A 13,193-nucleotide genomic window follows, 5' to 3' on the forward strand; every position below is an offset into this window, starting at 1 on the left:
TATATCTGAAGTTTATAATTTATAAAACATGCCTGCTAACAGAATTTTAGCAGTGCATGTTTTTTGCTTTTAGTAATTTGCAGAATAAAATTCAAATTTTATGAAATTATATCCAATAGAGTCAGGTAATTTTAAACTGGATGGTGGCGCTATGTTTGGCGTTGTTCCAAAAAGTCTCTGGAGCAGGACCAACCCTGCCGATTCCAATAATATGATAGATATGGCCGCTCGCTGCTTGCTTATAGAAGATGGCGATAAACTAAGCCTTATAGATACAGGAATGGGCGATAAACAAAGCGAAAAATTCTTTGGATTTTACTACCCCTGGGGCGAACATTCTATAGATAAATCGCTTGAAGAACATGGTTTTCACCGTGATGAGATTACCGATATTTTCCTAACCCACCTTCATTTTGACCATTGTGGAGGAGCGATTAAATGGAATAAAGATAAAACCGGGTACGAACCCGCTTTTAAAAATGCAAAATTCTGGAGCAATAAAGATCACTGGAAATGGGCTACAGAACCTAATGCTCGTGAAAAAGCTTCCTTTTTAAAAGAAAATATCCTGCCTATGGAAGAAAGCGGGCAACTTCATTTTTTAGATCGTAAAGAGAACCAAAACTTTATTCAATCTCAGGAATTTGATTTTGGCGTGTTGTTTGTAGATGGACATACTGATAAGCAAATGATACCCCATATTCAGTATAAAGATAAAACCCTGGTTTTTATGGCAGATTTACTTCCAACTGCCGGCCATATTCCGTTACCTTATGTAATGGGCTTTGATACCCGGCCGCTGCTTACTTTAACCGAAAAAGAAAAGTTTCTTAAACAGGCTGCAGATAAAGGTTATTATTTGTTCCTGGAGCACGATGCTCACAACGAAATTATAACTTTAAAAAACACCGAAAAAGGAGTAAGGTTAGACAAAACCTTTACTTTTAATGAACTTTTTAATTAAAATTCAATTCGCTTAAAACACAAAAAAGCCATTAAGGCAAATTAAATTCAATAGAATAAATGAAAATACCCTTTTTAAAACCTGCGTTAATAATGGGAAGCGCGCTTATTTTAGCTTCCTGCGGAAGTGGCTCTCCAAAAATAGTTTCTACCCCAATCGCAAATATAGATTCTATCCCGCTTAAGATCACCGATCTTTCTGAAACTCAACTTAAAGGATGGGGAGGTGCCGATCTAATGAACGATACTATTCCCGGGATGAGCGTAGACAAAGCTTATTCAGAAATAATTAAAAACAACAAAGGTCAGAAAACCATTGTAGCCGTAATAGATAGCGGCGTAGATATAGAGCACGAAGACCTGGAGGGCGTTATCTGGACCAATACCGGTGAAATTCCAGGTAACGGAAAAGACGACGATAATAACGGCTATATAGACGACGTTCACGGTTGGAATTTTCTAGGCGATGCCGTGGAAGAAAATATGGAGTATACCCGTATTTATAAGCGTTTAAAGCCAAAATATGAAGGTAAACCTGCAAGCTCTATAAGTACGGCAGACAGGGCTGAGTTTATTTATTATCAGGAAGCGAAAGAAGAGTACGAAAAGGAGTATGAAGAAACTATTCAGAATAGAAACCAGTACGAGCAAATAAAAAAACAACTTGTAGCGGCACACCAGGCCGTTTCTTCACAATTAGGAAAAGAAGATTATACCAAGGAAGAACTTAGCGCAATGCAAGCTACAGGCCAGTTGGCTCAGTATAAAGCTATGTTGCAACAAATTCAGGATAACGTAAACGAAAATATTCCGGAGGCATTGGAAGAACTTGACGAAGGCATTGAATATTATGCCAATCGTATAGAAACCCATTTAAACCTGGAATTAGACGGTCGTGCGCCCGTAGGCGATGATCCTTATGATATTACCGATACCAATTATGGAAACGCCAATGTTATGGGACCATCTAAGGATAAAGAAGATATTAAACACGGTACTCACGTAGCAGGAACTATAGCTGCGGAAAGAAATAATAATATCGGCATAAATGGCGTTGCCAATAACGTGGAAATTATGGTGCTGCGGGCAGTTCCAGATGGAGATGAATATGATAAGGATATCGCACTGGCGATACGTTATGCAGTAGATAATGGTGCAAGAGTGATCAACACCAGTTTTGGAAAGTATTTTTCTCCAAATCCTGAGTGGGTAACAGAAGCCATTAAATATGCGGCTGAAAACGATGTTTTAATCGTAAATGCAGGAGGAAACGAAGGCCTTAACTTAGATGAAAACACTGTATATCCTAACGATCAAAACCCGGAAGCACCGGAAGAAATTTCAGATAATTTCCTAACCGTTGGTGCGCTAAATTTTGATTATGGCTCTAAACTGGTTGCCGATTTTTCTAATTATGGAAAATCAAATGTTGATGTTTTCGCTCCCGGAACTAAGATTTGGTCTACCACTCCAAATAACGAATACGAATACTTGCAGGGAACTTCTATGGCGGCTCCTGCAGTTACCGGAGTAGCAGCAATTATTCGTTCTTTTTATCCAAAATTAAGTGCAGCTCAAGTAAAGCAGATTATTATGGACAGCGGTTTGACTACAGATGCGAAAGTAATTGTAGGCGGTGACCGTAACAATACTAAAGATTTTAATGAATTATCTGTTTCAGGAAAAATGGTAAATCTTTATAATGCCCTTATCTTAGCTTCCCAAACAAAATAAAATAAGTTAGTTACATCATAAAAACCACAATTAAATGAAGAAATTATTATTAAGTATAGCCCTTATAGCAACCTCCTGGGCAGGTGCTCAAAATAACACCAGTTACTGGCAACAGCACGTAGATTATAAGATGGAGGTAGATATGAATGTTGAAAACTTTCAATATACCGGTACTCAGGAATTGGTGTACACCAACAATTCACCTGATACTTTAGACCGTGTTTTTTATCATTTATATTTTAATGCTTTTCAACCGGGAAGTGAAATGGACGTACGTTCATTAACAATAAAAGACCCTGATAGAAGGGTAGGAGATCGTATTTCGAAATTAAGCGAAGCGGAGCAAGGATATTTAAGAGTATCCAGCCTTTACCAGAATGGAAACGACCTTTCTTTTGAAGAAGTTGGAACTGTATTAGAAGTAGAGCTGGACCAACCTATTTTACCGGGAGAAAAAGCCACTTTTAATATGGAATTTGAAGGCCAGGTGCCCGAGCAAATTCGCCGTTCTGGAAGAAACAGCTCAGAAGGTGTAGCACTTTCTATGAGCCAGTGGTTTCCTAAAATGGCCGAATACGATTTTGAAGGCTGGCACGCAGCGCCCTACATTGGCCGTGAATTTCATGGCGTTTGGGGAGATTTTGATGTAAAACTTAGCATTGATAAAGATTATACCGTTGCTGCTTCAGGATATCTTCAAAATCCTGATGAAATTGGTCACGGTTATACCGATGAAGAAGTTGAAGCTGAAGGAGATACACATACCTGGCATTTTTTAGCACCAGAAGTACACGACTTTACCTGGGCTGCAGATCCTGAATATATTCACGATAAAAGAATTGCTGCGGATGGAACTGTGCTTCACTTTTTCTATAAAAACAATGATGAAATAAAGGAAAACTGGAAAAACCTTCAGGAGAAAACTGAAGATTTATTGTTGTTTTTCAATGAAAATATTGGGCCTTACCCATGGGATCAATACTCTTTGGTACAGGGTGGTGATGGCGGAATGGAATATGCCATGTTAACCTTAATCACCGGAGAACGTAACTTTGGAAGTCTTGTAGGTGTTACCGCACACGAATTGGCACATGCATGGTTTCAACATTTAATGGCTACAAACGAAAGCAAACACGAGTGGATGGACGAAGGTTTTACCAGCTATATTTCCAGCGCTGCTATGAACCAGGTAATGGAAACTTATGCTGATAATCCTCATACGGGTTCTTACCGTGGATATATGCAATTGGCTAATTCTGGCGCTGAACAACCACAAACCACACAGGCCGACAGATATGACCTAAATGCCGCTTATGGAGCTGCTGCTTATTCAAAAGGTGCTGTTTTTATTGCTCAGTTAGGATATATCATAGGAAAAGATAATCTCGATAAAACCCTTAAACGTTATTATGACGAGTGGAAATTTAAACATCCTACGCCTAACGATTTTATAAGAATTGCTGAAAAGGTTTCAGGAGCAGAATTAGACTGGTATTTAAATGACTGGACGCGTACTACTGCAACTATAGACTACGGAATTAAAGAAGTTACCAAAGCTGATGAAAATTCAACTAAAGTGACCTTAGAGCGTCATAAATTGATGCCAATGCCTATAGATGTTACTGTACGTTATACAAATGGTGAAGAAGAAATGATCTATATTCCGTTGCAAATGATGCGTTGGGAAAAACCGGCAGAACACGAAAACTGGACAGTTGCAGACGATTGGGCCTGGGCGTATCCAACTTACGAGTTGAAAATAGAAAAACCACTCAGCGAGATAGAAAGTATTGAAATAGACGAATCTCAGCTAATGGCAGATGTAAACAGGGACAACAACCTATATACTGCTGAAGAAACTTCAGCAGAAGCAGGGCAGTAGTAGTATTTCTATATTTTTAAATTATAAATTTAGACCTCACAGTTTTTTAAATTCTGTGAGGTTTTTTTATGAAAAAAATTTTACCTGTTCCTGTTTCGTCATTCTGAAACTGCCCGTCCGTTCAGACGGGCTTGTTTCAGAATCTAAGCTGTTAGAACTCCGAACAAATTTCGGAACAGGCTCTGAAACAACTTCAGCTTGAGGTTAGCACAATTAATATAATCAGCTTACTTTTGAGCTATGGATGAAAGTTTTGGAAAAGACGAAAAACTAAAGAGCAAAAAGCTGATAGATATTTTGTTTCAGGAAGGGAAATCGGTTAAAAAATATCCTTTAAAACTCATCTATCTTCCCATAACAAACCCTGAAATTACCAATTTTAAAACCGGGGTATCTGTCCCTAAAAAACTGGTAAAAACCGCTGCTGGCCGAAACCGGATTAAAAGACTGATGCGGGAAGCTTTCAGAAAAAATAAGTATCTTGTAACCAGCAACTTTCCAAAACCTTACGCGTTGATGTTTATCTATATTTCCAGGGACGAAATTAGCCTCGAAGAGCTTAATAAGGCAATGATAAAAGTGATGGAGAAGTTTAAGGAAGAACAAAATAAACTACGCTGATTTTTCTATAAATCCGCTTAAAAAATATTCAAAATGAAAAAGAAACTCACCAAAAAAATTGCGGTAATTACGCTGGGTGCTACACTTATATTCAGCAGTTTTGGCTTTAAATCTGATTTTTTTGAGATCGCCAAACAAATTGAAATTTTTACCACGCTTTTTAAGGAAATCAACATGAATTATGTTGAAGAAACCAATCCAGCAGCTTTAATGGATACCGCGATTAAAGCGATGCTGGCAGATTTGGATCCCTATACCAATTACTGGAACGAACAGGATGTTGAAGCGGCCAGGATTAATAATTCTGGTGAATACAGCGGCATTGGCGCCACCGTGCAGGTAATTGAAGATGCTTTGCTTATTATGGAACCCTACAAAGGTTATCCCGCCGATAAGGCCGGATTAAAAGCGGGAGACAAGATTATTGAAATTGAAGGAATAAAAGTAGCCGATTATACCGATGATGTTGGAGAACTACTTAACGGCTCTCCAGATTCTCAAATCAACATTAAATTTCGTCGCCAGGGAGAAATAAAATCAACAGATCTTAACCGTAGCGCCATTAATTTAAAAGCAGTTCCGTTTTATGAACTTTTGGATGAAAAAACCGGTTATATTGTACTTTCCCGCTTTAATGCCAAGGCTTCTTCCGAAACCATAAGGGCACTTAAAGATTTAAAAAATCAGGGGGCAGAAGAAATTATCCTTGATCTCAGGGGAAATCCAGGTGGCTTGTTGACCGAAGCCATAAATGTGAGTAATATTTTCTTACCAAAAGGCGAGTTGATCACCACCACAAAATCGGTTATAGAAAAATACAATAGGGCTTACCAAACCCAAAAAGAACCTGTAGATACGCAAATTCCCTTAGTGGTTCTGGTAAATGGGCGTAGTGCTTCTGCAAGCGAGATCGTAGCCGGTGCAATCCAGGATTTAGACAGGGGAGTGGTTGTTGGTGCGCGCAGCTTTGGAAAAGGTCTTGTGCAGCGGCCTAAAGAGCTAGCATATGGCACCCAGTTAAAAATTACCATTTCGCGCTATTACACCCCTAGCGGAAGGTGTATACAGTCACTTAATTATGCTGAAAGGGATGAAGAAGGAAAAGCCATAAAACGCACTGCAGACGATTACAACGAGTTTAAAACCCGCAAAGGGCGTAGCGTTTTTGATGGCGGCGGAATTTCTCCCGATGTAAAACTGGAAACTTCCGAATACAGCAATATCACTAACGCCTTGCTCGCTGAAAATACCATCTTTGATTTTGCTACAGAGTATTATTATAAAAATGAATTAAGTGATCCTGAATCATTCGAGTTTACCGATGCAGATTTCAACAGTTTTAAAAACTTTTTGAAAACTTCAAACTTTAACTATCAAACCGCTACAGAAGCTGATTTGGAAGAGCTTTTAACTACTGCCTCTCAAGAAGGTTATGAACAGGATATTTTAGATCATTACAAAAGTATTTCTACTACAATTGATGAGCAGAAAAAAGAAGAATTAGATAATAAAAAACACGAAATAGTGAGTTTATTAACCGATGAAATTATTAAACGTTATTTCTACAAAGAAGGTTTGTATGAATATTACATAGATCACAATCCTGAGATCCTGGAAGCCAAGTCAATTTTAAATGATACACAGCGTTATTCACAGATTTTGCAATAATTATTTAACCATCGCGATATGTGGAATTCCGTCTTCCAGATAACCTTCCCCAATTTGCATAAAACCGTGGCTTTCGTAGAAATCGGTTAGGTATTGCTGGGCGGAGAGTTTAATATTATTGGTTTTAAAACGTTCTTCAATGGCTAAAATTGAAGCTTTTAATATAAGATGGCCATAGCCAAATTTCCTTTGATTTTCCTTTACTACCACACGACCAATGGCAGCTTCATCAAAGTAAAATCCTTTATCAAAACAGCGGGTATAAGCAATAACTTTTCCTTCTTTGAGTCCCAGAACGTGCAATGCTTTTTGATCTTTGCCATCTATATCCTGGTAAACGCAATCCTGTTCTACCACAAATACTTCAGAGCGAAGTTGTAGTATCTGGTAAAGCTCTTCAAGACTAAGTTCATTAAATGTTTTTAAAAGAATTTCCATATTTTTTTAAAGTAGATTTGTTCAAAATTAAAAAAGAAAAGACCTGTCTAAAAGGCTTTTTAAATCGTCATTCTGAACCTGCCCGTCCGTTCAGGCGGGTTTATTTCAGAGCTTGCTCCAAAATTTGTTCGGAGTTCTAAGTTATGGGTAACACATACATGTTAGAATCCCGAAGTAAATTCGGGATAAAGTCTGAAACAGGTTACCATTGACGTATTTCTAAAATCCTGATATTTAGGTTTGTTTTTATATTTCTATATTCAAAAAGAAACTTACCTGGTTTGGAAGTTCATTTTTCATTTTTTGCGTGTATTCCTCTCACTGCGTTCGTCGGATACAAGTAAAACGAAACAAAAAAGGGCGCCCTATGTGGAGGTGTTTTTTTGGCAACAAGGCCAAAAAACTGCAAATCAGCAGCTAAATTTTTTCCAGGGCCCTTCGACTCCACTCAGGACAAGCTTTCAAAAATTATTAACGCTGCTGATTTTCTACACTCACACACGGAGTTTAAAACTGGCTTTGCTCGAAAATGTCATTTTCCTCCGCTAGGTAATTTTTTTATCACGGGTCTCAGCTTGACGAAATTAGACTTTTTAGACGGCCTCTTTTATAATTAAATATTCTTACTAATTTTCAACCGGAATTTTATCTACTCTCTTTTGGTGTCTTCCACCTTCAAAAGGAGTTTCCAAAAAGATTTCTACCATATCCACCGCCTGGTGTACAGATACAAAACGCGCCGGAATACTTAATATATTTGCATCATTATGCTCCCTGGCCAATTTAGTGATCTCTCCCATCCAGCATAGAGCAGAACGTACACCCTGGTGTTTATTAGCTGTCATATTAGCACCATTACCACTTCCGCAGATAATAATACCAAAGTCTACTTTTTTATTCTGAACATCATCGGCTACCGGATGCACAAAATCTGGGTAATCTACACTATCATCACTGTTAGTACCATAGTTAATAACTTCTATACCCTTGTTTTTTAGATAATCAACTACTTTTTTCTTGTATCCTGTACCGGCGTGATCGTTTCCTATTGCAATTTTCATAATTAAGGTTTTAGCTGCAGCAAAGGTAAAAAAACCACTTAGTAACAGCACTGTTTTCAATTGTTAATTACTTTTTAAATAAGCTTTAAAATCAAGGCTTTAGTATTGACATAGTATTGTGGATAAGCATTGATGAGAAACTGACAAACTTATTTGCGGTATTCAATTTAAATTTCAATAGCAAAATATTACCGAGTAAATCAAATTATAAGTCGGTTACTTTTGGAGAAGTTATCAGCATATAAAAACAGGTTGTAAACAGTAATTTATTTTCCAGTTATCCCGATTTAATATTGGAATTCACTTATTAACTTTTGTTAAGTAAATATTAAAATAGTAAGATTTCCAGACTTTTAGAGTTTTAGAAGTATGTTAATAAGTTGTTACCAAATCAAGCTAACTTAAAAACCAAACAAAGCTTAAAAAAATTGTTCTACAAGTTAACAGCCTATAATCATCATTAGTTTTAATTTTTATAAAAAGAAGAAAAAAAGATAATAATATATAATGTTGATAACATTGAGTGCTATCTATAAAATTGTAATTTGATTTTTAAAGTTTTATTTGTTGGGAATATAAAAGTCTGGAAATGAATTAAGTCTTTTTCTTATGCTTATTATATGAAAAATATTAATTCTTAAATTACTGAAAAACAGAAACTTAAATTAATTCAAATAATAAATTGTTTCTTCAGAATAACTCATACTGTGTTCCATATAAAGTTGAGCTGATTCAAGATTTATCTGGCTTTTTTTATTTAGGGAAATATTAATGGACGCGATAAAAACTATCAACCCGAGTAGGAAAATAGCAAAGAAAATAAACGATATTTTTTTAGCTTTATTCATAGTAAACTGATAAACTAACCTTACAAAAATGAGAATAAAATGCAGCGAGAACTTTAAATTAAAATTAAGAAAAAATTAAGATTGAAAATTGCTTTTATTGTTATCTGACAAAAAACGGGGGTTTATACCCAGATTGAAAATTATGTTAATTAAATGTGAAAATATTCTTTAAGAGAATAATTTTCAGAGCGCTTAACAAAACTTTAATCGCAAATAGAGCTCATGTAACACAGAAGCCGTAATTTTATACTTTAAATATTGAAATGAGTAAAAAGAATAAAAATAAATCCCAACACCAGGGTGACCTTACCAAAAGTATTACAGATATCCTTAGAAAGGAACCTGGAAAAACCTTTAATCATAAGCAAATTGCCGCTAAACTTGGTGTTAACGATGCTAATAGTCGTAATAATATTATTAAGAAATTAGCCCAGTTAGCTGCTAAAAAGCAGATAGAAGAAGAGGAACGCGGAAAATTTAAAATAAGTAGGAAAAGCAACGATTATTACCGCGCAGTGATAGATATGACCACTAAAGGTTATGCCTATGCTTTGGTAGATGAACTGGATGACGATGTATTTATATCGCCAAAAGATCTAAATACCGCATTTAACGGTGATGAAGTAGAAATCTATATCTACAATCGCAAACGCAATAAAAAATCTGAAGGAGAAGTAACCCAAATTTTAAAGCGTAAAAGAACCGAATTTGTTGGTGTTCTTGATATGCAAAAGGATTTTGGTTTTGTGGTTATTGGCGATCCAAAAATGTATACCGATGTTTTTGTTCAGAAAAACAAAATGGGAGATGCTAAAAACGGCGATAAAGTTGTTGTTGAGATTGAAGAATGGCCAGAAAAAGCTGATTCTCCCTTTGGTAAAGTAGTTCAGGTTTTAGGTGTTCCCGGGGAGCATAATACCGAGATACACTCTATCCTTGCACAATATGGTTTACCACATGAATTTCCGAAGGAAATAGAGGATTTTGCCGATCAGATAGATACTTCAATTCAACCTGAAGAAATTAAAAGACGTCGCGATATGCGTGATGTGTTAACATTTACCATAGATCCAGAAGATGCCAAGGATTTTGATGATGCCTTGAGTTTTCAAAAACTGGATAATGGAAATGTAGAAATTGGAATTCATATTGCCGATGTTGCGCATTACCTGCAACCGGGAACAATTTTAGACGACGAGGCTTACGAACGTGCAACTTCGGTCTACCTGGTAGATCGCGTAGTGCCAATGTTGCCCGAAGTACTTTCTAACAATGCCTGTTCTTTAAGACCAAACGAAGAAAAATATACCTTTTCTGCAGTTTTTGAAATAGATAAGAATACAAAAGTGGTTAACGAATGGTTCGGTAGAACCGTTACTTATTCTGATGCAAGATTTGCCTACGAGGAAGCTCAACAAATTATAGATACTGAAAAGGGAGAAATTCCTGCGGAAGTTTCTATTCAGGACCAAGGCTATACGGTGAAAGATGAAATAGTTGAAGCCGTATTAACTATGAATAAGCTGGCAAAAAGGATGCGTTCAGCAAGAATGCGTCAGGGAGCTATATCTTTTGATAAAGTTGAAGTTAAATTTCAACTGGATGAAGAAAACGAACCGATTGGTGTTTATTTTAAAACCGCCAAAGATGCCAATAAGCTTATTGAAGAATTTATGCTTTTAGCTAACCGAAAAGTTGCTGAATTCATAGGAAAACGAGATGAAAAGAAAACCTTTATTTACCGTTGTCACGACGAACCAGATGAGGAAAAACTGGTTTCTTTAAATAGTCTGGTTTCCAGGTTTGGGCATGGTTTAAACCTTAAAAACAGGAAAACCGTTTCTTCTTCTTTAAACCAATTGCTTCAGGATGTTCAGGGTAAGAAAGAACAAAATTTAATAGATACGCTTACTATCAGAACAATGAGCAAGGCCTATTATGGCACAGAAAATATTGGTCATTACGGTTTAGCTTTCGATTACTATTCCCATTTTACATCGCCAATTAGAAGATATCCAGATGTAATGGTGCATCGTTTATTGCAACGTTATTTAGATAATCAACCTTCCGCAAAAGAAGACGAATACGAAGAAAAATGTCACCACTCCAGCCAGATGGAAAATCTTTCTACTAATGCTGAAAGAGATTCTATTAAGTATATGCAGGTGAAATTTATGATAGATCACCAGGATAGGGAATTTATTGGGGTGATTTCAGGGGTAACCGATTTCGGAATTTTTGTTGAAATTGTAGAAAATAAATGCGAAGGAATGATTCGCCTGCGAGACATAAAAGGTGATCATTATGATTTTGATGCCGATAATTACGCAATTGTGGGCAGAAAGACCAAAAAGGCTTATCAGCTTGGAGATGAAGTTATCGTAAAAGTTAAAAATGCCGATTTAGTGAAAAGACACCTTGATTTTACCCTAATCGGTAAAAAAGAAGAATAAATTGACTTTAATTTTTGATGCATAGGCGAGAAGATCTAAGTTGTTGAGATACAAAACATATTAGAAGCTGAAACAAGTTCAGCTTGACGTAAATATAAAATTATAGCGATGAAAAAATATCTTTTTGCACTGTTTTTTATGAGTGTTGGTATGTTAAGCGCTCAGGAACTTACCCAGGAGCTGGGAGATTTTACGGAGATTAAAGTCTATAACGGTTTGGAGGTTATTTTAAAGGAAGCGAACCAAAATAAGGCTACAATAACCGGAGAAAACCGAACTGATGTAAAATTCAAGATAGATAACGGGATCTTAAAAGTTAGGATGAGTATAGATGAAATTCTTAGTAATGATAATACTCAAATCACAATTCAGTTTAAAAAACTGGAGAAAATAGATGCCCGGCAAAATGCTTCGATAAAAATTGATTCTATTCTGAAACAGGAATTTCTTCATTTAAATGCTTCAGAAGGCGCCGATATTTTTGCTGATGTAGATCTTAGTAAACTCTATGTAGATGCTAATACCGGGGCCGAAATCGAGGTGGAAGGAAATACGGAAAATCAGGAGATAAGCATTAATACCGGTGGAAAATTCTTCGCTAAAAACCTAAAATCCACAAATACCGAAATTAGCATTAAAGCTGGTGGAGTTGCAGATATTACAGCCAGTGGACTTGTAGAGGCAAAGGTTAGGGCAGGAGGTACTGTAAATGTTTATGGTAACCCAAAGACCATAGATCAAAATACCATGTTCGGTGGAAAAGTGATTAGAAAGAACTAAAAGTCTACATTTGTAAAATAATACAATTGTATGTTTCAGGATGTATTAGCAGCCCTACCCTTAGGTCTTTTCTTAGCTTTTTTACTTGGCCCAGTCTTTTTTGTACTGCTGGAAACCGCTGCTATTAAAGGGTTTAGAGCCGCATTTGCATTTGATTTAGGTGTTATTTTAGCCGATATTGTATTCCTGTTTGTCGCCTATTTAAGTACTACCAAACTACTTGCCAGCATTAAGGACGATCCCGCTTTATTCATTTTTGGAGGTATGATTCTGGCCACCTACGGTGTTATGAGCTTTGTACAGACTAAAAAGGTGCTTCGGCAGGAAGATGATACCCCAGAGATCAGAAAACTCAGCAAAAGCGATTATATGGGTTTAGCCGTAAAGGGATTCCTACTGAATTTCATAAATATTGGAGTTTTGGGATTCTGGCTGGGATTAATTATCATTTTTGGTCCAAAATTAGAAATGGAGCAAAACCGAATAGTGGTTTTCTTTGGAAGTGTTTTAGGAACTTATCTCGTTTTAGACGTTTTTAAAATCCTGCTGGCTAAAAAATTAAACCGAAAACTTACTCCCACCCGAATTTATATTATGAAAAAAGGTATTAGTGTTTTACTGATAGTTTTTGGTGGAATGCTTATTTTCCAGGGCCTTTTCCCAAACCAGGTTAATGGCATTAAAGAACAGATTGAAACCATTACTCCCAGCGATACCATAACAAATTAAGCATAAAAAAAGCCCC

At 36.5% G+C, this 13,193-nt stretch carries 10 protein-coding genes; 8 read left to right on the plus strand and 2 right to left on the minus strand.

Features of this window, described 5'->3' with window-relative positions; genetic code table 11:
• Positions 1-100: 100 nt before the first annotated feature.
• From LB467_RS13280 to LB467_RS13300, 5 genes are all read left to right on the plus strand, one after another.
• On the plus strand, positions 101-964 hold the full coding sequence (locus tag LB467_RS13280; protein WP_224474532.1) for an MBL fold metallo-hydrolase: 864 nt from the start codon (positions 101-103) through the stop codon (positions 962-964).
• A 59-nt stretch (positions 965-1,023) separates the two neighbouring features.
• Positions 1,024-2,697, plus strand: a complete 1,674-nt coding sequence (locus LB467_RS13285; RefSeq protein ID WP_224474533.1) for a S8 family peptidase — start codon at positions 1,024-1,026, stop codon at positions 2,695-2,697.
• Positions 2,698-2,731: 34 nt separating this feature from the next.
• Complete coding sequence (locus LB467_RS13290; protein WP_224474534.1) at positions 2,732-4,579, plus strand: M1 family metallopeptidase; 1,848 nt, start codon at positions 2,732-2,734, stop codon at positions 4,577-4,579.
• Positions 4,580-4,819: 240 nt separating this feature from the next.
• A complete protein-coding gene (gene rnpA, locus LB467_RS13295) occupies positions 4,820-5,200 on the plus strand; it encodes a ribonuclease P protein component (protein WP_224474535.1) in 381 nt (126 codons plus the stop codon).
• A gap of 33 nt (positions 5,201-5,233) precedes the next feature.
• Entirely contained in the window at positions 5,234-6,868 is a 1,635-nt protein-coding gene (locus LB467_RS13300) for a S41 family peptidase (RefSeq protein WP_224474536.1), read from the plus strand.
• Here the strand turns inward: LB467_RS13300 and LB467_RS13305 are convergent, their stop codons facing one another.
• Both LB467_RS13305 and rpiB read right to left on the minus strand, forming a co-directional pair.
• A complete protein-coding gene (locus LB467_RS13305) occupies positions 6,869-7,306 on the minus strand; it encodes a GNAT family N-acetyltransferase (protein WP_224474537.1) in 438 nt (145 codons plus the stop codon).
• 626 nt (positions 7,307-7,932) lie between these two features.
• Positions 7,933-8,367, minus strand: coding sequence for a ribose 5-phosphate isomerase B (gene rpiB, locus LB467_RS13310; RefSeq protein WP_224474538.1), 435 nt, complete (start codon positions 8,365-8,367; stop codon positions 7,933-7,935).
• Positions 8,368-9,478: 1,111 nt separating this feature from the next.
• On the opposite strand from rpiB, the gene rnr reads away from it, so the two are divergent.
• The 3 genes from rnr to LB467_RS13325 all read left to right on the plus strand — a co-directional run bounded on the left by rnr (position 9,479) and on the right by LB467_RS13325 (position 13,177).
• Positions 9,479-11,668 carry a ribonuclease R gene (gene rnr, locus LB467_RS13315; RefSeq protein ID WP_224474539.1) on the plus strand — a complete coding sequence of 730 codons (2,190 nt, stop codon included), beginning with the start codon at positions 9,479-9,481 and terminating at the stop codon, positions 11,666-11,668.
• A gap of 108 nt (positions 11,669-11,776) precedes the next feature.
• A complete protein-coding gene (locus LB467_RS13320; RefSeq protein WP_224474540.1) occupies positions 11,777-12,448 on the plus strand; it encodes a head GIN domain-containing protein in 672 nt (223 codons plus the stop codon).
• Positions 12,449-12,478: 30 nt separating this feature from the next.
• Complete coding sequence (locus LB467_RS13325; RefSeq protein ID WP_224474541.1) at positions 12,479-13,177, plus strand: LysE family translocator; 699 nt, start codon at positions 12,479-12,481, stop codon at positions 13,175-13,177.
• Positions 13,178-13,193: the final 16 nt, after the last annotated feature.

The organism is Salegentibacter tibetensis, from assembly GCF_020164485.1.
GTDB classification, from domain to species: Bacteria; Bacteroidota; Bacteroidia; order Flavobacteriales; family Flavobacteriaceae; genus Salegentibacter; species Salegentibacter tibetensis.

Excerpts from the sequence above, each read along its gene's own strand:
- LB467_RS13280 (WP_224474532.1), top strand. The coding sequence starts at position 101 with ATGAAATTATATCCAATAGAGTCAGGTAATTTTAAACTGGATGGTGGC.
- LB467_RS13285 (WP_224474533.1), top strand. The coding sequence starts at position 1,024 with ATGAAAATACCCTTTTTAAAACCTGCGTTAATAATGGGAAGCGCGCTT.
- LB467_RS13290 (WP_224474534.1), top strand. The coding sequence starts at position 2,732 with ATGAAGAAATTATTATTAAGTATAGCCCTTATAGCAACCTCCTGGGCA.
- rnpA (WP_224474535.1), top strand. The coding sequence starts at position 4,820 with ATGGATGAAAGTTTTGGAAAAGACGAAAAACTAAAGAGCAAAAAGCTG.
- LB467_RS13300 (WP_224474536.1), top strand. The coding sequence starts at position 5,234 with ATGAAAAAGAAACTCACCAAAAAAATTGCGGTAATTACGCTGGGTGCT.
- LB467_RS13305 (WP_224474537.1), bottom strand. The coding sequence starts at position 7,306 with ATGGAAATTCTTTTAAAAACATTTAATGAACTTAGTCTTGAAGAGCTT.
- rpiB (WP_224474538.1), bottom strand. The coding sequence starts at position 8,367 with ATGAAAATTGCAATAGGAAACGATCACGCCGGTACAGGATACAAGAAA.
- rnr (WP_224474539.1), top strand. The coding sequence starts at position 9,479 with ATGAGTAAAAAGAATAAAAATAAATCCCAACACCAGGGTGACCTTACC.
- LB467_RS13320 (WP_224474540.1), top strand. The coding sequence starts at position 11,777 with ATGAAAAAATATCTTTTTGCACTGTTTTTTATGAGTGTTGGTATGTTA.
- LB467_RS13325 (WP_224474541.1), top strand. The coding sequence starts at position 12,479 with ATGTTTCAGGATGTATTAGCAGCCCTACCCTTAGGTCTTTTCTTAGCT.